We start from the raw sequence: 26,245 nt of genomic DNA, 5'->3' as shown, positions 1-26,245 counted from the left end.
TAAACTCATATCATATCCTGATTAAATTAATGATCAGAAAGGATGATTTGCGCTTTTACGCCTTTCTTTCTGGTAACCATAAATAGCAAAGGCAAAGCAAAAATAAAGACAGAGCCGATCAATAAATATGCATCGTTGAAGCTTAATAAATTACCTTGTCTTGTGATTGCCATGTCAACGAGGCCGATCGCCATATTATGAGCGTCAGTAGCTGTCGCGCCTTTACTCATGAAAAGATTCGTATAATCAGCAATCCGCTGAGTAGCGACAGGATTGTATTCTGTAAAATTGGAAACCAGATCGGCGCGGTGAATTGCATTACGGTTATGTAAATACGTATTAACCACCGCGAGCCCTACCGAACCGCCCAGCTGCCGCATCATATTATTTAAAGCCGCTCCCTGCGGAATGTCCTTCGGTTCGAGTGCTGAGACGGCGAGTGCAGTCAGCGGAACCGTCACAATGGCCAAACCAACACCCCGCCAGATTAACGAAATGGTTACATCCGTTGCACTTGCCTGCAAATTCAAGCGCGACATTTGCCAGCTGAACAAAACAAAAAGCAGCATCCCGGCCGTGATCATAAATAAAGGAGAGATACCCCGCTGCAAAAGCCTGGCGGAAATGATCAAACCGCCAATGGCTAAAAATGCCCCTGGCAATAGTAATAAGCCAGTTTGAGAAGGTGTGAAATTTAATAATCTCTGCGCGAAAACAGGAGTAAGAAATACCGAACTGAACAATCCGATTCCGGAAATAAAAGTAACCACTGCCGCTATACTTAGATTTTTACTTTTTAAAACCCTGAGATTGACAACCGGATTTTTGATCCTTAATTCCCAGTAAATAAATATCGAAAGTCCCAATGCTGCGACTACGCTTAACCATATTATATAATTTGCATCAAACCAGTCATCGATTTCTCCCCGTTCCAGAACAGTCTGCAAAGAACCCACGCCAACAGCCAGTAATAGAATTCCTGTCCAGTCAATACTTCCTGCTTCCTGTTTAATTTTTGGTTCGGCCAGTAAGACATAACACAAAGCCGCAACGGTCACGCCGATTGGAATATTGATGTAAAAAATCCACGGCCAGGATTGGAATTCAGTGATATATCCACCCAAAGTCGGGCCGATCGTCGGACCGAGAAATACACCTACGCCAAAAATAGCACTCGCCACATTCTGTTTTTCTTTGGGGAACAATTCAAAAACAATCGCCTGTGAAACCGACAACAACGCGCCGCCACCAAGTCCTTGTAAAAAACGAAAAGCGACGAGCATCCAGATACCGGAAGCTTGTCCGCACATAAACGAAAAAAATGTAAAGGCGATCACCGAGCCGATGTAATAATTCCGCCGACCAAGTTTGAGTGCAAGAAAACTTGTCATTGGAATAATAATCACATTTGCAATTGCGTAGGAGGTTATCACCCAGGAAGTATCTTCCAGCGTCGCACCCAGGTTTCCGCTCATATGCGACAACGCAACATTTACGATGGAGGTGTCGATTAATTCCATAACTGCTGCGGCGATAACTGTTATCAGCAAAACTATTCTTTTCATATATAATAACGATCGGTATATTTTAGGTGATTGCGAATTGATATTTCATGATCAGATTAAATTTTCAGGGATGACCTTAACTTGAAGTTATAAATACGGCTTTTGTTCCTTCTTTCGCTCAGACTGGATCTCAAAAAACAATGCAAAATTATACCATTCGGTATTATTCTGCAAATAATTTTTAATTAATAGACAATCTGCATCTTTGGCATAAAAAAAGCTGACTGGCAAATGCCAGTCAGCTTTTTTTATGCACTCCGAAATACCGGTTCAATTATTCTTTTACGATCACATCATGCGCGCCACCTTCAACAATACTTACCGAAGATACCAATGTAATTTTAGCTTTTTCTTTCAATAAACTGATTGACGTAGTTCCGCAGCTGCACATCGTAGACTTAATTTTACCAACGGTTACAGCCAGATTATCTTTCAAACTTCCAGCGTAAGGAACATAACTATCGACACCCTCTTCGAATTTAAGTCCATCGGCAGTATCGCCCATGTCATAACGCTGCCAGTTGCGTGCACGGTTAGAACCTTCTCCCCAATATTCTTTTACGTAATTTCCCTGAACGATTAATTTACGCGTTGGGCTTTCGTCAAAGCGCGCGAAATATCTTCCCATCATCAAAAAGTCCGCACCCATCGCCAGAGCCAGAACCATGTGATAATCCTGTGCAATGCCACCATCTGAACATAATGGAACGTAAATTCCTGTTTCTTTGAAATACTCGTCACGAGCTTCTGCCACTTCGATCAGCGCCGTCGCTTGCCCGCGGCCAATACCTTTTGTTTCTCTTGTGATACAGATTGAGCCGCCACCAACACCTACTTTAATAAAATCAGCTCCGGCTTCAACCAGGTAAAGAAACCCGTCTTTATCCACAACGTTTCCAGCGCCCACTTTCACTTTATCTCCAAATTCGGATTTGATGTATTGAAGTGTTTCTTTTTGCCACTCCGAAAATCCGTCCGACGAATCGATACAAAGAACATCCGCACCTGCTTCAACCAACGCTGGAACTCTCTCTTTATAATCGCGTGTGTTAATTCCTGCACCTACAACCAATTTCTTCTGGCTATCAGACAGTTCCAGCGGATTATCTTTATGATTGTCATAATCCTTGCGGAATACGAAAAACTTAAAATTGTTATTCTCATCGATTACAGGCAAGCTGTTCAGCTTATGATCCCAGATAATATCGTTGGCTTCTTTTAAAGAAATGCCCAATTGCGCCGTTACAAGATTTGAGAAAGGAGTCATAAACTCTTTCACTTTTTTATCCAGTCTGTCAGTACTTGTACGATAATCCCGGCTGGTTACAATTCCTAAAAGTTTGCCTTCAGCTGTTCCGTCGTCAGTAATCGCAATGGTCGAGTGGCCCGTTTTTCCTTTTAACTGGATTACGTCCTTTAATGTATGTTCTTGGGTAAGATTGGCAGTACTAATCACAAAACCGGATTTGTGATTTTTCACTTTACGAATCATAGCCGCCTGCTCCTCAATACCTTGCGAACCAAAAATAAAAGAAAGCCCACCGTTCTTTGCCAAAGCAATAGCCATACCGTCGTCCGAAACAGACTGCATGATGGCAGATACAAATGGAATATTTAATTCTATATCAGATGTTTGTCCCTTTTTGAATTTGGTAAGCGGGGTTTTCAAAGAAACGTTGTTAGGAACACATTCCTTGGTCGTCAGACCCGGAATCAACAGGTATTCGCTAAAAGTCCTTGATGTTTCGTTTAAATACTGAGCCATTTTATTTGTTTTTTAGATTTTATAGCGCTTTCACCTGCAACCAATCTGTCGGTTAAAATTTCTTTTTTAACATCGGTCACCAGATGTTCGTTATTAGATTTTACCAATAAATGAGTTAAACCTGCAAAGTTGATACGCGCCGCTTTTTGAAGTTTATAATTAAAAGAGGATAATAATTCCTGATCAGGAGAAACCACATCGTTTCCTCCCAGGAGTTTTGTTAAAATATAATCTGATGATTGAAATTCGTTCTGCGAGGAAAAAAAAGCAGAGCTTATATTACAAAAAAACCTGACAGTCAGATTCTTATCAGGAGTTTCATATCTTTTCAAATTTGCCGTTCTGTGCCCTTGTTGCTTTATTTCCGCAACTTTCCGGCATTTCTGCCCGGGCATCTCAACAATTTTGAAACCTTTTTTCATAAATATATTTATAGAGAACACTGTTTCCGCGAAATAATTCACTTAAAACCGAATATAATTTTTCTACGGACAAAGATTAATCCGACAGAACAGGATACTATTTGATTCAGCTTTGGGTGTTCTTTATATAAAGGCTCAAAAGTACTACATTTTAAAACAGTTTTCACGATTTTATTATGAGAAATTACCACAAATAAGATTATTCTCAGACGTCTTTAATGCGACAGCTCATCGAAAGTTAGACTCATATAATAAATAGCACCAATGGAAGGTGCTCCGTATGCCTGATAAACCCTTGTATTTAGAAGATTATTTACGCCAATTTTGACTATCGATTTCATAGCAGGAAGCTTACAACTTATTTGTCCGTCAAATGTTGAAAAAGCTTTGATCTTTCCCGGCCGCATTTCATTAAAAGCGCCATACCAATCGAAAGCATCCTGCCAATGCCAAGCCAAATTGAAGCCCATTTGCTTACTGACTTCGCTGTTCCCAAAAGTTAAATTACCAAGATATTCCGGCGTATTGAATGCCGGGACATTATTCGGATTTGCGTCTTTTAAATTAAACGAGGCCCAGGTTATGTTTCCGCCAATTAAGTAGTGTTGCGGCAAGCGATAAGTCAAGCCCAAAGATGCGCCCTGCGTCGACACTTTATCGGAGGCATTGGTTGTCAGAATAAAGGTATGGACCTGGCTGTTAATTAGTTCCGAAGCAGCATTTACGTTAACGGTTGAATTTTCAGCGAGTACTTCTGATTGAGGCCGCACGACACGTGTAGTCAAAATAAAATCATTGTAAACGCTATGGTAGTAATTAAGATCAATCATCAATCTGTTACTGAGCAAACTTTTGTATCCTATCTCAAACGTTCTGTCTCGTTCTGGTTTCACATAATCAATTTTCGATTTAATTAAGAGGTCTTTATTCTGCAATACTGCGTGTTCTCTTGTCTGACCATTCTGGATCGAACTATTAACGGCGTTGCCAAAAGCTGTGACAGATGTACCAGTAAACGAATTTTCATAAACGTTCATCCCATGGCTATTTTCCGGAACTCCACCCAGAACAGTGACTGTGCCGGAAGTAAGTTTTATATATTGATCCACAGAAATCGGATTTCTGAAACCTGTTTGATATGACATACGAAAATTGTGATTTTCAGCTACCGTTAAAACAACCGACGCGCGGGGCGTCATTCTTCCCTTGAAATTTTGATTTTTATCATAGCGGTCTGAAAATGTAAGTTTTAATTTATCCTCCCAAAGTTTTTTCGAAATCTGAACAAAAAAACCTCCTTCGTTTATCGTAATATTTTTATTCCGGTCATCAAACAAAGTACCGTTTGTAAACATATCGTAACGCCGAAAATTACCTCCTGCCGACACGTCAGCAAACTTGATAATATTGTTAAAATCATATTGCCCTTCTACATGATAAAACTTGCTTTTTGTAAAAATTCCCGCACCACCATTTCCATAAACTTTCTCCAGTCTTTTCTTCTCTCTTTTAAATTCATCCGATCCCGGAAGATATCTTCCCTGATCTGCGAAAACCCGGGCAGCGGAATGGTTGGAACCACTGACATTTTGAATATTTCCTTTAAAAGCTTCTGTATATCTGTTAAACCAGGTATCCGTTGCCAGATCTGGTGTAACCACATTTCCATTGAGGTCACGAACCCAGGTAAGATTAATGTTTTGACCTAGCGTTCTCGCATTATACGTGTCGTGGGAATTCTCTGAAACAACATAAGCTCTTAAAAAATATTGTCGCCCTTTCCATTCGACCCGATGTTGGTTTAAAGCAAAGTCTGTAAGTGAAAACCGGCTGCTTCCCATATGCGCAGCCGTACTTTTACCATAGTTGACCTGATAAATAAGCTCCATATCGTCGTTCACCCGATAATTTATTGTCACATTGATTTTCAAGCTTTTTGTATCATAATTAAGCAAGTCCTTTTCCTCATAACCCGTTCTGGATACACGACCTATTCCCTCGAGATTTCTAACGACTTCATCACCATAAATATTCAGTGCATTTCTGGCAGGATTATTTTCTCCACTCAGATTTTCAGCAGTCAGCACATCCACATCGGTATAGTTTGTAGCAAACCAGTCTAACCCTTTAAAATAGGAAATGTTGGTTTTGAAAGCCAGTTTTCTATGTAAAACCTTTGCGTAACGCAGAGCGAGATCAGATAAACCGTGAGCTTCTGCATATGTGTCATTAATATGATTCAAACCTGTTTTTACCTGAGCACTTAACCCCTGATAAATAAATGGATTCTTTGTTTTCATCATCAGCAATCCATTAAATGCCACAGGGCCATATAATGCCGAAGCAGATCCGGGAATCACTTCAACACTCTCAAGATCCAGCTCAGAAGATCCAAAAAGATTACTGACGGGAAAATTAAGCCCTGGCGGCTGGTTGTCGACGCCATCTACAAGTTGAAGAAACCGGCTATTCGAAACGGAGTTAAATCCTCTTGTGTTAATTTGCTTGTTAGTTAATCCTACCGCAGTTAATTCTATACCTTTAAGATTCTGCAAACCGTCGTAAAAATTGACAGAAGGGGTTTTCTGGATATCGTGCACACTCATTTTTTCTATACTTACCGGCGATTTAAGGATGCTTTCCTCCACCCTTGAAGCAGCGATAACTACTTCATCCATCCAATCGGTTTTAGGCGTGAGTTCGATCAAAAGTTCTCCGGGAGACTCAATTTTTATATCCTTACTTTCATAACCTACACTGGATATTGAAATAACAAAAGGAAACTTCATCACCGTCAAAAGTTCGAAAAAGCCCTCCTTGTTTGTTATAGTTCCTGACCATTTCCCTTTGAGCAATACAGCGGCTCCCACAACTGTGGCACCGGTTTCCTTATTAATGACCTTACCACCAAGCATCAGCTTCTGGCAAAGGCTGGGTTCTGACCTGAATAAAAAAAATACGAGGAGAATGATGTTAAGCAGTAATTGTTTTTTCATAAATTTTTTCCATCTGTTTTCCTGATTCACTATCAAATTCAAACATTCGGAATTCTTCCCTCCGTCGACTTCGCGTCATAATTGATCACTTTTTCAACTTTGAAAAGTATAGTAATTGTTAACCCGCCCTTATTTTCAATGCTAAAAACACCTCCAAGCTGCCGGCTCAGGCCAGACATCAAACTCATTCCCAGAGTCTTACTATTTCCAATATCAAAATCCGGACTTAAACCAACTCCGTTATCGGCAATCACCAGCGACAGTTGTGTTTGATCGAGCCATTCCATAACGATAGTAATTATTCCTGAATCCCGTCCGGCAAATGCACTTTTAATCGAATTGGTAATAGCTTCATTCAAAATCAAACCCACAGGGACTGCCTGAGCGACATCCAATTCTATAAAGTCAATTTTTGTATTAAAATCAATGCGGCTGCCCACATCAAAACTGTCTCTGAGATACTCTACAAGTTCTTCTATGTACACAAGCATTTCCACTTTTGCCACGCTTTGGGATTCATATAATTTCTGGTGAATTAAAGACATCGCGAACATTCTGTGCTGACTATGCCTGATCGCCTTCAACGCTGCCTCATTATCAATGAACGCTGATTGAGTATTTAATAGGCTCATTACAATCTGAAGATTGTTCTTGACGCGGTGGTGAATTTCCTTTAAAAGCCATTCCTTTTCGTTTAGAAGCTTACGCTGCTCCGAAATCAGACTTTCAAGCGATATGTTTTTTTGATTTATAACTTCTTGCTTCGCTTCGAGTTTCTTGTGGCTTTGCTGTTTGGTGTAATACCTGTAATATCCCATTCCCATTAAGAGAATCAGGAAAATTACACCCGCAATGATAATATTTCGGGTTTGCGCAGCTTCCTGAAGCTGCGTCTGATTTCTTAACAATTTGATGTCCTTTTCTTTCTTTTCCGTCTCATATTTTATTTTTAGTTCTTCAATCTGCCTGCTTTTTATTTCGTTAAAAACTGAATCTTTCAGAACGCCGTGTTTGCGAAAATGATCGATTGCCGAAACGTAATCCGAAGCTGCGGAATCAATTTTGAAAGACATTAAATGTGCACGTTGCAGAATCGAAACCGGAACAATTCCTGGTGGGGCAGCCAAAACCTGGGCAAGGTAAACGTCCGACTTATTGTACTGTTTGATATCAAAGTAGAATTTCCCGATCGCATAATAAACATATATTGCCCGGACCCCTCCAATTTTTTTACTCCAAACCGACATTTCCTCGAAATATCTTTCGGCCAGCGCGTATTCTTTTAAAGCATTGTAACAATGACCGAAACTCTCAGCAAACATTGTTTTGGTGACAGGATATACCGGAGGGTGTTTTTTCTCCTGACTTTGTAAAAAAGCCAGTGCCTGACGCTCTTTCCCCTGCGCGATTATTACGCGAACCGCATTGCGGACCGTGGCGGCATATAAATATTCAAATTCACCCTTCTCCTCTGTCTCTTTCAGGGATTTTTTATATTGTTCCAGGCTTTTTTCTTTGTCACCCATATCTCGGTAAATATTGCCAAAATAGAAATAAACAATGTCCAGATTGTTGTAACCCAGCTCCCCCTCCGCACTTGTCAAAGCCTCCATTCCATAATAAAGTGCTTTGCTAAAATCTCCCCGGAAATAATTCAAGGCCATGAGCCCGCTATATGCATCCTGCATTTTGGATGTGCCAATATCTTTTTTAAGATTTAATACCCGATTGTAAAGACTCTCGGCCTTTACCAGATTTCCCTTTTCCAGATAAGTGAAGTCAGCCATCAAAACGAGTATCTCGCTTTTTTTACTGCTGTCATTACCCTTCTCTGCAAAATCTAATGCTTTCTGGAAATATTTCATCATCTCGTCATAGTTTGCATCATCAACGAGCTGTGGTGAAAAATGTGCTTTGATACGCATGAAAGCTTCTCCAAACCTAAACCAGGCTGCACATAGTTCGTCATCCTCGGCCTTGTCGATACTTGCAATCACGCGGCGGAATATTCTTCTTCCGCTCCGAAGGTCATTTCGGTGGATAGCGGCAGCACCAAGGTTATATAAAGATTCCCGCCAATAATTTTTCAGCTTTGCCGAATTACTTAATGTGAGAGCTTTATTGAAATAGAATTCTGCCGTTTTTATTTCGCCGAGATTACCGCCCGGTTTATTGAGAAAATGCACCCCGGTTCTCAGAAGTTTTGTTATGTAATTGGTATCATTGCTTGTTTTCTTCAAGTGCTTTTTTAAATCATTGCCGCTAGCTTGTGCCGTTCCATCAAATTGTGTAACTGCAATTAAGAGAAACAGCCCCAGAATTTTATTCACGTGCTTCCACATAACTTTAAGCCAGGCAAGATAAAAACACCGCACTTGTCATTTAAACGTGCCGTAATTAATCCCGCATTCAGCACATTCTGAAAAAGTTAAAAACCTTTCCTTAAATCTATTAAATTCAGTAGTCCAAAATACATGAAATCAACATTCCATACGGTAAATCGATAAGATGTACATCATTTATAGCAATCCATACAACAAATTTGCGTATCAGTTGTAATCTCAACCTTTAACAATATACGTAAAAGGGCCGCTTTCTTTGAAAGCGGCCCTTTTAAACTAATTACTTCTGATCGTCAGTAGCCGTAAGCTGCAACCGTTTCTATCTTTTGTTTGTCAAACTCCAATCTTCCGTCATACCCATCAACCACCACAACATGAGCTCCCATTCCTGCAGCCTGTTTTTTCATTTTTTCAAGATCATGTGATTCAAAATTGGCCATTCCGTGCCGTTGGCGACCAGATTTGACTTTTATCTCACCTTTTTTTGTCAATCCCACAACCAAAAGCGGGTTGCTCGTCAATATAATTTTATGCCAGTCTTCCTCGCCATGAACCTCAACTTTTTGAGTTATTGGTTCTATGCGTCCGGATTTGTATATGATCTTTTCCACCTCCGCCCTTCCCAACTTTGACGAGTTTTTTGATTCCGCCTCCGTGTAGACAATCATGCTTTCTGTAATGTAGTTCACTTTGGCATCCAGCCTTGACCCATTGTGTTTGACAATAATATCCTGGCCATGTACTAGGCTGAATGAACTAAAAATAATTACAATTGCGAACAAGTATCTATTCACCTTATGGAGAGTTTAGGGTTATTATTTTGCAAATATATCACTAGAATTTATTCTATAAAAATAATCACTATAAATATCAAGAAATCAACTTAAATGACTTTTATGTAATTATATAGATATAAACTTAAATTATAATAATATTACCATAAAAATTCATCATGACTTCTAGTTATCTTTCTAATCCCTTGCCATTAAGTTAGCGTTTAACAGACTTATCTTAGAATTCACATATTTATTATTACATTTGAATAACAATTCCTGCCTACTCAACGAAAAACTTCTCAGTCTGTTAAAACACTGGGGAGAATGCATATAAGTCACTGAACTACAATAGATTACTTGTTGAGTTACCTCCTTTATTTAATGAACAAAGTCATAGAATTTCTTATCAAAGGCATAATAGCTTTGATCTGGCTTGGTGCCACTGTCATAACCTCTATTCTTCTTTCTCCATTTCTTCTGGTTGGATGGCTTTCCGGTGTAGTCCTCAAACAAGAACAGAAAAAAGATAATATACAAGAAGATTAATCCAATTTTTGGTCACATTTTTTCTACCGAGTACTTTAAAATTTCTATCGCCTGCTCCATTTCAGGCAGCGACAAATTTCCAAAACCCAGACGTATCGCTGTTACGTTTTCGGTCTGATATAACAATTTTTGAGGTAGATGAAGATTTTGGGCTGCACAATTTTTACTGATCCTCATCAGGTTCAATGCAGGATCCCATTTCGTCCAGATAGACAAGCCGCCGGAAGGCGAAGAAAACGACACATATTCTCCTAATTCAGAGGCTAATAATTGACATAAGGAATCTCTTCTTTCCTGATAAATTTTCACAGCCTTTTTAAGGTGACGCTGAATTTCCCTTTCTTCCAATAATTCCCCTAAGGCTTGTTCCATCAGCATATCGCCCTGCCGGTCAACAATCCGACGGAGTTTTCCAAGCTCCCGGATCAGATTTTCAGGAGCGACCAGATATCCGGACCGAAAACCGGGAGCGAGCGAATTACAGAACGATCCGATATAAACGACCATTCCATGACGATCCGCACTCGTAAGCGGCAGTACCGGGCTACTGCTGTAATGAAAATCGTAATCATAATCGTCTTCAAGGATTATGAATCCATATTGCACCGACAAGCTCAATAATTCCAATCGTCGCTCCGCACTTAAAGTCACTGTCGTGGGATAATGATGGTGCGGCGTGAGATACAACATCCTGATCTTTCTTGTCTCGCAAAGCTTTTTGATGGCTTCAACAGAAATCCCGTCCTCATCTACGGATACAGGGAGAATTCCAGCGCCAGCTTCCTGAAAAATCATGTTGGCAACATAATAACTCAGATCTCCCACAACAACCAGGTCACCTTTATCAATCAGTAAATTGGCCGCGAGGTAAATACTCATGTGTATGCCCTTGGTTGTCAAAATGTTTTGTCTGGTTATATGCAAGCCTCTCGTATTGTTCAGATAATTAGCCAGTGTATCCCGATAAAATTCATTGCCTTCTACATGCGAATATCCAAAATGTTTGTGGCTGCTTTTTCGTTTCAAAATTCCCCCATAAACCTTTGCCAGCCGGTCCAGCGGGGCAATTCTGATATCTGGTAAACCGTCAGTGAATTCCAGTGTTGCATTTGACCCGACTGCTGGAACATCAAGCAAAATGTTCTGTTTGATCTGAAAACCCGTTGTTGATGGATAACTGGTTAGAAACTCCGTATTATATTTCAAAGAATCCGAACGCTTCGCAGGTGATTTACTGCTCACAAAAGTCCCTTTATTAGGAATAATTTCTGTCCAACCCTGCGCATGAAGCTCGTCATAAACTGACACGATTGTTTTGCGATGAACTGCCAATTCCTGTGACAGTGCTCTGGATCCCGGCAACTGGATTCCAGGAATTAACACACCACGCTGAATGGCGTTGATCAGTTGATGCACAATCTGAAGATAAACGGGTGTTTCAAGCGAACGATCAATGATGACCATGCTTTGAAAAGGAATTTGAACCGGACTACTCATGCATCAAAATTAATAAACCTGAATCATCCGGCAAAAATCTTTTAGATATGGTTGATGATAAATTTTCCCGCGGTACAACTTACGGCTATTAGAAAGTCCGGCGGATTTTAACTTCAACAAATCTAAGGAAATTCATTATCCGTATATGATGACAAACGCACTGACTTATGAAATGGCTCATTCCTGTACTTTTCTGCTGTTTGTTATCTTCCTTTAAACTACCCAACGCAACGGTAGAAAAAGTAGATCTCAGCCAGTATGCCGGAACCTGGTATTCGCTTTACTCGATTCCTTCCAGCTACGACAAAGGAAGCAGGGAAACAACCGGAAAATATACATGGAACAAAAGCGGATATTATGATGTGGTAACATCTTACAAAAAGCCGGGAAGCGAAGAAGTGCATGCCATTAGTTCGAAGGTTTATCAGGTACCGGGCACAAATAACGCTCAGATGAAGGCTCAGTTTTTATGGCCATTCAAGATTGATTACTGGGTCATCGAACTTGCTTCTGATTATTCATACGTGGTAGTAGGGCATCCTGAACACAAATTTCTGTTCATTATGAGCCGTAAAAAATCCATCGACAGAAAATTATATTCCGATATCGTTGCCCGCTGTGAAGCCCGTGGTTATGATGTTTCCAAACTTACCTGTCAGAACCATAAAGAATAATATACCTGGCTGAATTTCAACTGGATAAATTGGTTTTAATTCCTTAAATTTGAATCTGCTCAGGTTTCAAATTTGGTGACATACCGGTTTTGGCTATGGTAAAAAAACTTTTATCCATTCTCCTGGTTTTTCTTTCGTCGTTTTGTCTGGCGAACTCGATTCTGATTCCCATGGATCAGAGCCAAACCAATCATTTAAAAGCATATGGACTAGCCTACACGCTCCTGAAAGATGAAGTCGATGTGGAATGGCTGCTCAATTACCGAGGGGGAAGCTTCATGATCCGGTATACTAAGGCAATTGAAAGCGAGTGCAAGCTCCGTGCTATTTCATTTGAAATAATTTCCGACGCTTCGAGCCAGCTGATCGTAACAAAAATTGCCGATCCAGACGTTAATATGGAGGTGATCAAACTGCATACCGCTGCAAAAATCGCAGTATATTCGCCTGTAAAGATTAGTCCGTCCGAATTTGAAAATACAGATGCCGTTCTGCTGGTTTTGAAATATGCTGAGATCCCTTTTGAAATTATTTACGATGAAGAAATCCTTAAAGGCGACTTGCCGAAATACGACTGGGTTCATTTGCATCATGAGGATTTCACCGGGCAGTTTGGAAGGAATTTGAGGCGAATGTCGGAAAACGATGTTAAAGCACAGGAAGCGATCGCCAGTCGTTATGGCTATGGTAAAGTTTCCCTGATGAAGTTGGCCGTTGCGAAAGCTATCAAGGAATTTTGCGCTGGCGGCGGCTTTTTATTCGCGATGTGTTCCGGCGCAGAAACTTTCGATATTGCCCTTTCAGCGGAGGGAATTGACATTGTCGATGAAATCGACGGCGATGGCTATGATCCTAATGCTCAGTCGAAGCTGGATTTTTCAAAAACTTTTGCATTCCAGAATTTCAAACTTCACCTGGATGACGATCAGGGAAGTTCCTTTTCAGACATCAATGCAACCGGTGGAAGATCATGGTATAGCGATAACGAGGATTATTTTTCTCTGTTTGATTTTTCTGCAAAATGGGATATTATCCCTTCAATGCTTACCCAAAACCATGAACATTTAATACGCGAATTTTTTGGTCAGACGAATGCTTTTACTAAAAATACAGTCAAACCAAACGTTCTGGTGATGGGAACGAGCAGCACTTCCGATCGTTATATCTACGGAGAACTTGGCCGGGGACAATGGACATTTTACGGTGGCCATGATCCCGAGGGGCGCCGCGGAGGAAACAGAAGAATGGCCACCGACCTTCATTTGTATCCCAATTCCCCAGGATACCGGTTGATTTTAAATAATGTATTATTCCCTTCTGCAAAAAAGAAGAAGAGAAAAACATGATTTATTAAAAACAAAAGAAATATAATTCCGTGCCCCGGCTTTAAATTTATATATTTCCCAAAACATCAATATTTCCGGATATGATCAGAATCAATCGCGCGGTATACGGTGTTACTTTTGGAAACAAGATTTTAAGGTGGGCAAAAAAGCAGTCGAATTTATATTTTTTGGAAATTACTTTGTCGGCGCCCTTGCGGTTGCGCTCTCGGTTGAATCTGCCTTTCAGTTACAGCTTCATTTCAACTCTGTATACTATTATCTACTGCTTTTTTTCGGCACAGTGATGTATTACACCTATGCCTATTCCGGAATTTTAAGCACCACAACATCTGTCAATCCGCGCACAGTCTGGTACGCCAGGCATCATACATTTATCCGGTATAGCCAGCCCATACTTCTAATTATTTGTATCGCATTATCACTTGTTTTAATTAGCAGATATTATCAAAATATTCTCCATTTGCCGCTGAAATACTGGCTCATTGTCGCCGTTGTTTCTCTCGCGGCGATTTTTTATTATGGTCTGTCTTTTTTAAAAATAAATCTGAGAAACACAGGCTGGCTGAAAGCCTTCATAATCGGTTTTGTCTGGGCCTGCTGCGTGAATCTATTGCCGCTGGTGATTTTGCAAATAGAGAGGGGAAATTACTATGCAGACCCCGTTTTGATGTCATGGCTTTTTTTGAAAAACTGGATGTTTTGCACGGTAAATGCCATTATGTTTGATCTTAAAGATTATGAAGATGATTCCAATCAACAGTTGAAAACATTCGTGGTTCGATACGGTTTAAAAAAAACAATTTTCTTCGTACTGACACCACTTTTGCTTATCGGCCTGATTTCACTGCTGTTTTTCGCGAATTTCAGGCATTTCAAACTAATCGTTTTACTATTCAACCTGACTCCCTTTATTTTGATGCTCGCCGTTGCCTGGACGATGCTGCGCCATAAAAATATTTTATACTATCTTATTGTCATCGACGGGTTGTTGCTGGTAAAAGCTTTCTGCGGTATCGCCGGCTCTCAATTCATTCACTAATTCCACTATCTGATGAGCCCGGATTTCAACAGCGTCGCAAAGCCCTATGACTATATCAGCCGGTTGGTTTTTGGAAATGCACTTGTTGAATCACAGGTCAGTCTGTTAAATCACATCCCGGGAAACAGCGTTATTTTAATTGTCGGCGGTGGAACAGGATGGATTTTGGAAGAAATATGCAAGATCCATAGTACGGGTTTAAAAATTGTTTATGTTGAAGTATCATCGAATATGATCGCGATGGCCAGGAAAAGAAACATCAAACAAAACAGTGTTTCTTTTATCCATAAACCTGTTGAAGAGTATAATCCTAACGAGCTTTTCGATATTATCATTACGCCGTTTTTCTTTGATTTATTTGTAAAAAAGATTGTAAAAAAGCTTTTTTCACATATCGATAAATCATTAAAACCACAGGGTTTGTGGTTGTACACCGATTTTATCCCACCGAAATATCAGACGAAACTCTGGCAAAAAATACTTTTAAAATCCATGTATCTGTTTTTTGGCGTATTAAGTCAAGTAGAAGCGAGTTCACTGGTTGATATGGATTATTATTTCGACAAAGGTTATAATCTTGTTACCGAAAACTGGTTTTACGGGAAATTTATACGAAGTAATATTTACAAAAAACAAGAAAGTAAAGACTTAAAAAACCAGCCAGATTGCGCAGAATAAAAACAATATTAAAAGCATTGGCCAGATAAACTTCCACCAGGCTTTAGGACTGACATTGGCAAGTGCCAGCGAAGGCAAAATCATTCCCGTTGGTGTGATCAGGCCCATAATCCCCATCCCAAATAAGTAGCTGTTAACAATATCTTTTCCCGGAACACCGGCCACGACGGCCAATGATCCCAGAATAGGCATCGTAACCACAGCCATACCGGATGATGATGGAATTACCAGAGTTAAGATCATATAAATAAATAGTAATGAAACGATAAATAACGAAGGAGGCATTTGATTGACTACGATTGAAGCATAATACAATAGCGACCCGCTGATATTTCCAGCATCCAAAATTATCGTTACGCCTCTTGCAACACCAATGATAAATGCGACACCAAGGAGGCTTTCAGCTCCTTTTATAAATTTTTCTATAAAATCTCTTTCGGTCATTCGCATTACCAATGCCACGGCGACAGCTGCCGCAACAAACAGCGCCGACATTTCCAGCAGCCACCAATCAAGAGCAAGGACTCCAAAAATCAATATCGAAAAAGTAGCGCCAAAGATCAATAGCAAAATGCCTGACTGACGATCCAGAGACTGCGGAAATTTATCGCCTTCACTGATCGACGGGTAAGGTGATTTCACTACACCATCGGTCAGATAAACAAGGGAAGTTGCCGGATCTTTTTTTACTTTTTTTGCGTACCTGACAACATAAGCGACGAAGATGGAGGTGGTAATAATCATTACGGCAAGGCGACCGTAGAGTCCATCTGCCCAGTTAATTCCAGCTGCATTTGAGGCAATAATCGTAGAAAAAGGATTTGAAAAGGAAGACAAATACCCAAGCGTATTGCCACCGTGAATGACAGCGACGGGAACAAGAAGATCGTAACCGGCGGCAAGGAAAAGCGGAATCAGTACCGGGTAAAAAACAAGCGCTTCCTCGGCCATTCCGAAGGAAGAGCCTCCGAGCGAGAACAAAAAAGTCAGCACGATTATAAGCCAGGCCTCCTGCCCTTTCATCCGGTAAGACAACGCGATCAACCCTTTATCCATGGCACCCGATGAATAAAAAACATGGATAAATCCTCCAATCATCAGTACAAAAAGGATGATATCAATCGTGTCATAAACTCCCTTTAAAGGTGCCTGAATGATATCGATAATTCCCTGGGAATTTTGCGGCAGGCGATGATAACTTCCCGGAACCGAAACCGGTTTTCTGATATCTCCCTGTTTGAATTTTTCAAGTTTGATAAGAATATGCAGACTATCAAGTGTGCTTTGTGTAAACGGCAAATGAATTTCCTGTTCCGCTCTGCTCAATTGAAAATTGTTTCCAGCATGATAAGAAAGTGTGTCATATTTCCCAGCGGGCACAAACCAGGTCGCCAATGCAGCGACAACAATGACAAACATCAATATCGTAATCGGCGTCGGAAGTTTTTTGATTGATGGCATTGGAAAGGGGCTTACTACTGAGTATTTAAATGTACAAGATTAATGGAAACAGCAGGAATTTCTGAAAAATATAATTTCTGACGGCATCCAAATACTGATCAAAGTCATCATGATTTCCCTCTCAGGTCATCTTCTCCCCCAACCTAATCCACCAAATTTGAATAACGTTTTTGATACGTGTCAGATTACACTTCACAGCCATTTAAAATATTGTTTCTCAACAAGATGTCAACTTTGCTTCAATCATGAAATCCGGCGACAATAATATCCTCGAAAAAGTAATTCATGAAAAACATACCTGTTACCATTGCGGAGAAGAGTGTCGGGAAGATATAGTCGAATTCGACGATCACGAATTCTGCTGTGACGGCTGTTCTGTTGTGTATGATCTTTTGAAAGAAAATGATCTTTGCCGTTACTATTCAATTGATGGTGCTCAGGGTATTTCTCCTGCTGAATCCTATTTTCCAGGCAAATATGATTACCTGGATCTGCCGGAAGTGCGTGAAAAAATACTTGAATTTACTGATGGAAAACTGGCCAGGGTCAATTGGCTCGTCCCCAAAATGCACTGCAGCTCCTGTATCTGGCTGCTCGAACAACTGAACCGGCTAAATCCGGCAATCCGCAGTTCTGTGGTAAATTTCCCTGAGAAAAAAGTGCGCATCACCTACGATTCACAACAAATAAGCCTGAGCGAACTCGCTGCGCTGATTACACAAATCGGTTATGAACCCTACATCAGCCTTAATGATGTCGAAGGAAAGCAGATCAAAAAGTGGAACAGAACTCGGTTATACAAAATCGGTATATCAGGTTTTGCTTTTGGCAACATTATGATGCTTAGCTTTCCTGAATATTTTCATTTGAGTGAAAGCAATTCCGACGAAAATCTTGGTATGCTTTTCAACATATTAAATCTGGTATTAAGCCTTCCGGTTTTTTTCTATTGTGCCGCGGATTTCTTCAAATCAGCCTGGTCTGCATTGAAGGGAAAATATCTGAATATTGATGCGCCGATTGCACTTGCCTTGCTGTGCGTTTTTCTCACCAGTTTATACCAAATCATCAGCCAGACGGGACCGGGTTACTTTGACTCACTTGCAGGAGCTGTGTTCTTTATGCTCATAGGCCGCTATTTTCAAGACAAAACCTACGCCGGAATTTCTTTCGACCGTGATTATAAATCTTACTTCCCAGTCGCTGTTACCGTTATAACGAATGGAATCGAAAACCGTAGGCCGATCACAGACCTTAAAACAGGAGAGAAAATGCTCGTCAGAAATCAGGAATTAATCCCAGCCGATTCCGTTCTAATAAGCCCGAGAGCATTAATCGATTACAGTTTTGTATCCGGAGAGTCAGAGCCAGTCGAGCGGAAAAAAGGCGATACCATTTACGCAGGCGGAAAACAGACAGGTTTGTCTGTTGAGTTGGAAGTATTGCGGCAGGTTTCGCAAAGTTACCTTACACAGCTTTGGAACAGCGATACATTCACACTTGAAAAAGAAAACCAAAACCAGACACTTGCAAGCCGGATCAATAAATATTTTTCCCTGATCGTATTCGGAATTGCAATTATAACATTTTCAATCTGGCTCCTGATTTTAAAGAACCCTGAGACGGCTTTCAATGCGTTTACGACTTGTCTGCTCGTCGCCTGTCCGTGTGCATTGCTTCTCTCCTCCACTTTCACGAATGGAAATCTACTAAGTCTGTTTGGGAGAAACAGGTTTTACCTAAAAAATGCACATGCAATCGAAAGGCTTTCAAAAATTGATACAATAGTGTTTGATAAAACAGGAACCATTACGCAAGTCAGTGACGCGGAAGTTGAATTTATTGGAGAAACTTTGACCAACGAAGAACTGGTCATGATTAAAACGCTGGCTTCACAATCTTCACATCCACTAAGCCGAATGTTGGTCAGGGAAATAAATGGTGTCAACGCCAGCAGACGTATACTCACTGCGTTTACCGAATATGAAGGCAAAGGTATGAAGGCTTTTTGGGGAAATGTGGAGGTGAAATTAGGTTCTGCAAAATGGGTAGACAGCCCAAATATTTCCGGACAGCCGGATAATGCCTCCCATGTTTACGTATCGGTTAATTCAAAAATTCGCGGATATTTTACGCTCAGAAGTAAATATCGCCCGGAACTACGGAAAACTGTCTCAATACTACAAAACTCGGGATTTGAAACATATCTTTTGTCGGGCGACAAACCAACCGACCGCACTTTCCTTACACCTGTTTTTGGTAACGAATCCAATCTGCTGTTTGAGCAAAAACCGGAAGAAAAATTAAGGTTTATTGAGCATTTGCAAAGTCAAAACCAAAGGAATGTTCTGATGATTGGTGACGGTTTAAATGATGCAGGAGCACTCCGTCAAAGCGATGTCGGACTTGCTGTCTCTGATGATATTAACAATTTCTCACCCGCCTGTGATGCCATTGTTGAAGGAAATCAACTTGTTCTTTTACCGGCATTTATTAGGCTCGCCAAAGCCGGACAGCAAATCATTAAGCTGAGTTTTGGCATTTCACTCTTTTATAATATCCTTGGATTAAGCTTTGCGGTATCAGGAAAATTGTCGCCGGTGATTGCCGCCATACTGATGCCTGTCAGTTCTATTACCATCGTGTTATTTACTACCCTGGCCAGCAACCTGGCAGCGAGAAAATACTTAAAATACTGATTAAGATCAGTTAAAACATGTATCAAATGTCATCGTTCAGGGAAGCCTTATACGGTAGTTTTGGGGTATCAAATAACAATCCGAAAGTCATGAGCGCCCTTTATATTTTAATCATAGCCAGCCTGTTTGTGGCCATTGGCTTCCTGGGAGCATTTATCTGGTCGGTCCGCCGGGGACATTTTGATGATGATTACACACCTTCCGTGCGCATTCTTCTGGATGAAACAGATACAAAAACAGGAACTCTCCAATAATCATTTTTAAGAAAACCTTCTCTGCATATTACCCAATTTTATTCACCATTCTTCGCTCAAAATTATGTCAAACCATCCTAATCCGGGTATCGCAACCGTCGAGCTGGACGAGTTTCAATATGACAACAAAATCGTACGAAACTTTGCCATCGCCACGATTTTGTTTGGACTTATCGGTATGCTTGTAGGCCTTTTGGCGGCATTGCAGCTGGTGTTTCCAGACCTTAATATGGATTTACCTTACCTTACTTTCAGCCGCATAAGACCGCTCCATACCAACGCTGTTATTTTTGCTTTTGTGGGTAATGGATTTTTTACCGGTTTGTATTATTCCGCACCGAGGGTGTTACGCACTCCTATGTGGAGCCCGGCTTTAAGTCGTTTCCATTTCTGGGCATGGCAGTTTATCATTGTCTGTGCTGCAATCACCCTTCCGATGGGATTAACAACTTCAAAGGAATATGCTGAGCTGGAATGGCCGCTTGATATTGCCATTGCAGTTGTCTGGGTTTCTGCTTTGATCAACCTCGTTATGACCACGATCAACCGTCGTGTTGAACATATTTATGCGGCCATCTGGTTTTATATTGCCTCATTTGTAACCGTCGCGATGCTGCATGTAGTCAACAGTATGGCACTTCCCATATCGTTTTTCAAAAGTTATTCCATGTATGCAGGTGTGCAGGATGCGCTTGTACAGTGGTGGTACGGGCACAATGCGGTCGCGTTTTTTCTGACCACGCCATATCTGGGTTTGATGTATTATTTTCTTCCCAAAGCTGCCAACCGCCCTGTTTATTCATACAGACTATCTATTGTACACTTCTGGTCACTGATTTTTCTTTACATCTGGGCAGGCCCTCACCATTTACTTTACACCGCTTTGCCGGAATGGGCGCAAACTCTCGGAACCGTATTTTCAGTCATGCTCATCGCCCCGTCATGGGGTGGTATGATGAACGGATTGATGACACTGCGCGGCGCATGGGATAAAGTGCGTGAAGATGTTGTTTTGAAATTCTTCGTCGTTGCAATTACGGCTTATGGTATGGCAACATTCGAAGGGCCGATGCTATCTTTCAAAAATGTGAACGCGATTGCGCACTATACCGACTGGATCGTTGCGCACGTACACGTCGGCGCTTTGGGATGGAATGGATTTTTAACCTTTGGTATGCTTTACTGGCTTTTCCCACGCTTGTATAATCGCCCGCTTTTTTCTTTAAAACTTGCCAATTTCCATTTCTGGATTGGAACACTTGGAATTCTTTTTTATACGATTCCAATGTACTGGGCTGGCTGGGTACAAAGTTCGATGTGGAAAGAATTTACACAGGAAGGTTTATTAAAATATCCGAATTTCCTTGAAACCGTCACGCAGTTAGCACCTTTATATTTTCTGAGAAGCGTTGGAGGCACTTTGTACATTGTCGGATTTATCGTAATGATCTACAATTTGTGGATGACTGCACTAAAAGGATCACTTGTTCAATCAGAAAATGCACGGGCAATGCCGCTTTCAGCGATCTGGCAGCCAGCAAAAAATGAATACTGGCACCGCAGATTGCTCGAACGCAAGCCTCTGGCGATTACCATTTTTGCGTTGATCGCCGTGGCCATCGGCGGGATGATTGAAATGATCCCGACGTTTATGATAGAGTCCAATGTTCCGACCATCGCCAGCGTAAAACCATATACACCACTCGAATTACAAGGCCGCGATATTTACGTAAGGGAGGGCTGTTACGTTTGCCATACCCAGATGATCCGGCCATTCCGTTCCGAAATTGAACGTTATGGAGAATATTCAAAATCGGGGGAATTCGTCTATGATTATCCGCATCAGTGGGGCTCCAAACGTACTGGTCCGGATTTGCACAGAGTGGGTGCAAAATATCCTGACTCTTGGCATTACAATCATATGGAAGATCCGACCTCTATGTCGCCAGGTTCGATTATGCCTCGTTATGGCTGGTTGCTGGAAGACGATCTGGATACCTCAACGACGGCTTCCAAGATCCGGGCCATGCAGACCCTGGGCGTGCCTTACGAAAAAGATTATGACAAGATTGCCAATTCAGAGCTGCAAAAACAAGCCCGGGAAATTCAGGGCAGATTAAAACAAAGTGGTATCAAGGCGAATGAAAATAAAGAAATTATCGCGCTGATCGCTTACCTGCAACGTCTTGGAACTGATATAAAAACGAATAAATGATCTGGGTTTCTGAGCGGCTGACCGGGCTGCTCAGAACAATTTCTTCCCAACATTTCACTAATATTTTCACATCATGAAATTTCGAACTTATCTGGAAACCATTGCGGGCGTTGAAATTTTCCCGCTGATTTCACTGCTCATATTCTTTATATTTTTTATCGGCCTTCTCGTTTACGTCGTTCGTCTTGACAAAAAATCAGTTAACGGAATGAAAAATATTCCACTGAATGATGGAAGTCTCAAAAAGGGAATTCTTTCTGTATTGCTGTTAACAGTTCTTTCTTCATCCGCTTTTGCACAAGAGCAACAAGAGGAAATAAGAGCGCTTTCGGGTACTGATCTACTGCTTTTACTATTGCTGGGAATGTTGTTTTTCGTGGCGGTTTTGGTTGTCATTTTGTTAATTAATGCACTTTCTGTTTTAAAACAAGTTACAAACGCAAATCCCGAAAAAGCATCCAAATCGATTTTACATGAAAATTGGTGGAAAAATTTTGGCGGCGTCGGCGTTTCATTAAGCGAAGAAAAACAGATTCTCATCGACGGCCACGACTATGATGGCATTCAGGAACTCGACAACCGTATGCCGCCATGGCTGCAATCCCTTTTTGTAACCACCGTCATCATTGCCATTCTCTATGCTTCTTATTATTTCAGCGGATTCGGTGATTTTCAAATCGCAGAACTGGATAAGGAGGTTGCGCAGGCAGAAATTGAGAAAAAAGCCTATCTGGAAAAAGTCGGATCCAGTATGGATGAAAATACTGTAACGCTTTTGACCGAAGCCAAAGGAATTGATCAGGGCAAAGCAATTTTTCAGGAAAAATGCACCGCTTGTCATGGTGCGGAAGCGGGCGGAAGTGTAGGCCCAAACCTGACCGACAGCTATTGGCTGCACGGCGGAGGAGTCAAAAATCTTTTCAAAGTGATCAAATATGGTGTACCTGAAAAAGGAATGATCTCCTGGGAAAAACAGCTTTCTCCGACCGACATCCAGAAAGTTGCCAGTTATGTTTTGTCATTAAAAGGAACAAAACCTGCAAATCCAAAAGAGCCTCAGGGGGATTTGTATGAGGAATCAAAAGCGGGCGGAGATAGTACGGTGGCACTTCAATAGCGGTCGGCGGTCGGCAAAAATTCGTTGCCCAAATCTATATACTGATTATAAAAATAGTAACCATTTTGGTTTATCGCAATCTCGAAAGCCGATTGCGGATGGCCGAAAGCCAAAAGATATGAAACCTACAGCCATCACCTCAGAAGATTCTTTTCGTGACCATTTCAGTGGTGTGAGCGAAGATGGCAAACGGAACTGGTTTTATCCGCAAAAACCAACAGGTTTGTGGCATAATCGCCGTGTGTTATTTACGATAGCAATTCTGACCATTTTGTTTGTCACGCCTTTTCTGAAATTCAACAACCAGCCGCTGTTGCTATTTAATGTTCTGGAAAGAAAATTCATCATTTTCGGTTTGTTCATCGGACCGCAGGATTACTGGCTATTTGGACTTACTATGTTGTCCTTCATGGTTTTCATCGTTCTTTTTACAACTATTTTTGGCAGATTATGGTGTGGCTGGGCTTGTCCTCAAACCGTTTTTATGGAAATGGTCTTTCGGAAAATCGAATATGCCATTGAAGGTGACAGAGGCAAACAGAAACTATTAAATAAAGCCCCGTGGACGGGCGGTAAAATTTTAAGAAAGACCGCCAAATACAGCGCATTTTTAGTGGTTTCATTTGTGATCGCAAACCTTCTTTTATCCTATGTGATCGGTGTCGATGAATTATCAAAAATCATCAGTGAACCAATCGATGAGCATATTCCGCTGTTTTCAGGAATTGTCATTTTCACTGCGGTTTTCTATTTCAATTTTGCCTGGCTGCGAGATCAGGCTTGTACAGTTGTTTGTCCTTACGGACGTCTGCAAGGCGTACTGATGGACAGGAATTCTATTGTTGTGGCCTATGATTACAAACGTGGAGAACCAAGAGAAAAGTTACACAAAGGGCATGACCGCAGCGCTGGTGATTGTATAAGCTGCTTTCAATGCGTTGCCGTCTGCCCTACCGGAATTGATATCAGAAACGGCACACAGATGGAATGTGTTAATTGTACCGCCTGCATCGATGCCTGTGATACAATGATGGATAAAGTTGGTTTTGACAAAGGTCTAATCAGGTATACTTCTGAAAATGCGATTGTAAGCGGTGTAAATAAATCGATCACAAATCGCACCCGTGCCTATACAGTTGTTCTCATCCTGTTATGGTCTGCGCTGGGTTACCTGATTGTGTCACGGAATGATACCCAGACAACACTTTTCCGCGCTCCCGGCAGCCATTATATTGAAAATAAAGATGGCACGATCAGCAATTTATACACCTTCAAAATTTTCAATAAGACCAATCAGGTTGTGAAGCCGACGATCAAACTGGATTCACCCAAAGGGACTTTGCTATTTGCAGGAAAACCTGATCTCACACTGGATGGCGCAGGGATGTCACAAGGAACTTTATTCATCATCATTCCAAAGGCTGCTTTGAAATCCAGAAAAACGAAACTGCGGCTATCAGTTTTTCAAGGAAAAGAAAAACTGGAAACATTCGAAACAACCTTTATGGCACCGGAAGAATAGACAGAATCCGGAAAGTTGTACGGCAAAATGAAAAGTAAAGGAGCGGCCAGATACTTGCAGTAAACCGTTTCAAAAATATTCAATTCTGCCTCAGCGCTCCGAAATAATTTATACACTAAATCCAAACAGCTAAGTCATGAAATTAAATTGGGGTGCAGGCATTGCGATTCTATATTCAGGATTCGTTGCCATGATACTGGTACTGGTTGGCATGAGTGCCAGTCAGAAAATTGATCTGGTGACAGACAATTACTATGCTGAAGAATTGCAGTTTCAGGATAAAATAAATAAATCTGAACGTGCGAAAGCATTAGAAGATCCGCTTAAATGGGAAGTAGATGAAAAGGGTATACTGATTCACTATCCAAAATCCTTTTCAGAAAAAAACCTCAGCGGCAAAGTAAATCTTTATTGCCCATCCGACGATTCAAAAGATTTACATTTTCAGGTTAGTACCAAAAATAATATACAATTTATCGCTTCATCAGAAATCCCTGACGGCCGATACTATTTGCAGATCGACTGGAAAAACGGAGAAGATACCTATTGGAACGAAGACTTGATCGTGATTAATAAAAATCCACAATAAAGGAGTATGTTAGGTGCACTTCCATATCTGGCATTTTCAATGGGGCTGATGAGCAGTTTTCACTGTATTGGTATGTGTGGACCCATTGCGCTGGCACTCCCCATTCAAAAAGGCAATAAATTTGTCCGGTTGTCGGGCTTGATGACGTATAATTTCGGGCGAGTTTCTACCTATGGATTTCTCGGATTGATTCTGGGTTCGATCGGGTCCTCGCTGGTCTGGATCGGCTATCTCCGTTACTTATCTGTTTTTTCCGGCCTCTTAATGTTGGGTTATGTTTTCTGGCCAGCCTATCTCGACCGTCGATTCCGAACGCCCCGGTTCTGGCAGAAATTCATTCATCAGATTAAAACCAGTATGGCTGAAATGCTTCGGAGCAAGTCTTTACCCGGTTGGCTCTTTCTGGGAATTTTAAATGGGTTATTACCGTGCGGTCTGGTTTATCTCGCATTGATCAGCTCGGTCGCAACCGGCGGACCGCTTAACGGAAGTTTGTTTATGCTATTGTTCGGAGCCGGAACCTTACCAGCTATGATGGCAGTCGGATTTTTTAAACAATGGTTTACAGCCTCGCTTCGAACAAAAATGAGAAAACTTACCCCGGTGCTGATTGCGACTGCCGGTATTTTACTCGTTGCCAGAGGATTGATGATCCAATCTCCAAGTTCTGCACAAGCTAACGTTCAGACAATTACCATTTGCCATGGTGAATAAGCAATTTCAATTTTTTAATCTCCTTCAA

Annotated in this window: 20 protein-coding genes; 12 read left to right on the top strand and 8 right to left on the bottom strand. The window is 41.1% G+C overall.

What is annotated here, in order from left to right; all coding sequences use genetic code 11:
* Positions 1-26: 26 nt before the first annotated feature.
* From BMY70_RS07395 to BMY70_RS07370, 6 genes are all read right to left on the bottom strand, one after another.
* The gene (locus BMY70_RS07395) at positions 27-1,565 is read right to left on the bottom strand and encodes a DHA2 family efflux MFS transporter permease subunit (RefSeq protein WP_090334044.1); all 1,539 of its coding nucleotides are present in this window, start codon (positions 1,563-1,565) and stop codon (positions 27-29) included.
* 274 nt (positions 1,566-1,839) lie between these two features.
* Entirely contained in the window at positions 1,840-3,330 is a 1,491-nt protein-coding gene (locus tag BMY70_RS07390; protein WP_090334041.1) for an IMP dehydrogenase, read from the bottom strand.
* Entirely contained in the window at positions 3,315-3,752 is a 438-nt protein-coding gene (locus BMY70_RS07385; protein ID WP_090334039.1) for a hypothetical protein, read from the bottom strand. Before BMY70_RS07385 ends, BMY70_RS07390 begins: the two co-directional genes overlap by 16 nt.
* 215 nt (positions 3,753-3,967) lie before the next feature.
* Entirely contained in the window at positions 3,968-6,748 is a 2,781-nt protein-coding gene (locus BMY70_RS07380) for a TonB-dependent receptor (protein ID WP_090334779.1), read from the bottom strand.
* 38 nt (positions 6,749-6,786) lie between these two features.
* A complete protein-coding gene (locus tag BMY70_RS07375) occupies positions 6,787-9,090 on the bottom strand; it encodes a tetratricopeptide repeat-containing sensor histidine kinase (protein ID WP_090334036.1) in 2,304 nt (767 codons plus the stop codon).
* Between the two features lie 293 nt (positions 9,091-9,383).
* Positions 9,384-9,884 carry a hypothetical protein gene (locus BMY70_RS07370; RefSeq protein ID WP_143072067.1) on the bottom strand — a complete coding sequence of 167 codons (501 nt, stop codon included), beginning with the start codon at positions 9,882-9,884 and terminating at the stop codon, positions 9,384-9,386.
* Between the two features lie 363 nt (positions 9,885-10,247).
* On the opposite strand from BMY70_RS07370, the gene BMY70_RS30835 reads away from it, so the two are divergent.
* Positions 10,248-10,412, top strand: coding sequence for a hypothetical protein (locus tag BMY70_RS30835; protein ID WP_177196973.1), 165 nt, complete (start codon positions 10,248-10,250; stop codon positions 10,410-10,412).
* Between the two features lie 12 nt (positions 10,413-10,424).
* Here BMY70_RS30835 and BMY70_RS07365 read toward each other — a convergent pair whose 3' ends face one another.
* A complete protein-coding gene (locus BMY70_RS07365) occupies positions 10,425-11,909 on the bottom strand; it encodes an aminotransferase-like domain-containing protein (RefSeq protein ID WP_090334031.1) in 1,485 nt (494 codons plus the stop codon).
* A 167-nt stretch (positions 11,910-12,076) separates the two neighbouring features.
* Between BMY70_RS07365 and BMY70_RS07360 the strand changes: the two genes are divergently transcribed.
* The 4 genes from BMY70_RS07360 (at position 12,077) to BMY70_RS07345 (ending at position 15,646) form a co-directional block, all read left to right on the top strand.
* Positions 12,077-12,583 (top strand): lipocalin family protein, encoded by a 507-nt coding sequence (locus BMY70_RS07360; RefSeq protein ID WP_090334023.1) that lies wholly within the window; start codon positions 12,077-12,079, stop codon positions 12,581-12,583.
* Positions 12,584-12,678: 95 nt separating this feature from the next.
* Positions 12,679-13,929, top strand: coding sequence for an asparagine synthetase B (locus tag BMY70_RS07355; protein WP_090334021.1), 1,251 nt, complete (start codon positions 12,679-12,681; stop codon positions 13,927-13,929).
* A gap of 136 nt (positions 13,930-14,065) precedes the next feature.
* Positions 14,066-14,968: a UbiA family prenyltransferase gene (locus BMY70_RS07350; RefSeq protein ID WP_090334018.1), complete on the top strand. Its 903-nt coding sequence runs from the start codon at positions 14,066-14,068 to the stop codon at positions 14,966-14,968.
* A gap of 12 nt (positions 14,969-14,980) precedes the next feature.
* Positions 14,981-15,646 carry a class I SAM-dependent methyltransferase gene (locus BMY70_RS07345; RefSeq protein WP_090334015.1) on the top strand — a complete coding sequence of 222 codons (666 nt, stop codon included), beginning with the start codon at positions 14,981-14,983 and terminating at the stop codon, positions 15,644-15,646.
* On the opposite strand, the gene BMY70_RS07340 is transcribed toward BMY70_RS07345, so the two are convergent.
* The gene (locus BMY70_RS07340) at positions 15,617-17,107 is read right to left on the bottom strand and encodes a YfcC family protein (RefSeq protein ID WP_090334012.1); all 1,491 of its coding nucleotides are present in this window, start codon (positions 17,105-17,107) and stop codon (positions 15,617-15,619) included. The genes BMY70_RS07345 and BMY70_RS07340 overlap by 30 nt on opposite strands.
* A gap of 245 nt (positions 17,108-17,352) precedes the next feature.
* On the opposite strand from BMY70_RS07340, the gene BMY70_RS07335 reads away from it, so the two are divergent.
* From BMY70_RS07335 to BMY70_RS07305, 7 genes are all read left to right on the top strand, one after another.
* Positions 17,353-19,806, top strand: coding sequence for a heavy metal translocating P-type ATPase (locus tag BMY70_RS07335; RefSeq protein ID WP_090334009.1), 2,454 nt, complete (start codon positions 17,353-17,355; stop codon positions 19,804-19,806).
* Positions 19,807-19,832: 26 nt separating this feature from the next.
* Positions 19,833-20,060, top strand: a complete 228-nt coding sequence (gene ccoS, locus BMY70_RS07330; RefSeq protein ID WP_310590633.1) for a cbb3-type cytochrome oxidase assembly protein CcoS — start codon at positions 19,833-19,835, stop codon at positions 20,058-20,060.
* Positions 20,061-20,124: 64 nt separating this feature from the next.
* On the top strand, positions 20,125-22,275 hold the full coding sequence (gene ccoN, locus BMY70_RS07325; protein WP_090334006.1) for a cytochrome-c oxidase, cbb3-type subunit I: 2,151 nt from the start codon (positions 20,125-20,127) through the stop codon (positions 22,273-22,275).
* A gap of 73 nt (positions 22,276-22,348) precedes the next feature.
* Complete coding sequence (locus tag BMY70_RS07320; protein WP_090334003.1) at positions 22,349-23,392, top strand: c-type cytochrome; 1,044 nt, start codon at positions 22,349-22,351, stop codon at positions 23,390-23,392.
* A 118-nt stretch (positions 23,393-23,510) separates the two neighbouring features.
* Positions 23,511-24,914: a cytochrome c oxidase accessory protein CcoG gene (ccoG, locus tag BMY70_RS07315; RefSeq protein ID WP_090334000.1), complete on the top strand. Its 1,404-nt coding sequence runs from the start codon at positions 23,511-23,513 to the stop codon at positions 24,912-24,914.
* Between the two features lie 136 nt (positions 24,915-25,050).
* Positions 25,051-25,503: a FixH family protein gene (locus tag BMY70_RS07310; RefSeq protein ID WP_090333997.1), complete on the top strand. Its 453-nt coding sequence runs from the start codon at positions 25,051-25,053 to the stop codon at positions 25,501-25,503.
* 6 nt (positions 25,504-25,509) lie between these two features.
* Complete coding sequence (locus BMY70_RS07305) at positions 25,510-26,217, top strand: sulfite exporter TauE/SafE family protein (protein ID WP_229209512.1); 708 nt, start codon at positions 25,510-25,512, stop codon at positions 26,215-26,217.
* The last annotated feature ends 28 nt before the right edge of the window (positions 26,218-26,245 follow it).

The organism is Dyadobacter koreensis (assembly GCF_900108855.1).
Classification (GTDB): domain Bacteria; phylum Bacteroidota; class Bacteroidia; order Cytophagales; family Spirosomataceae; genus Dyadobacter; species Dyadobacter koreensis.
Note: the sequence above shows the minus strand (reverse complement) of the source record. Positions and strands in the feature narration are given on the sequence as shown.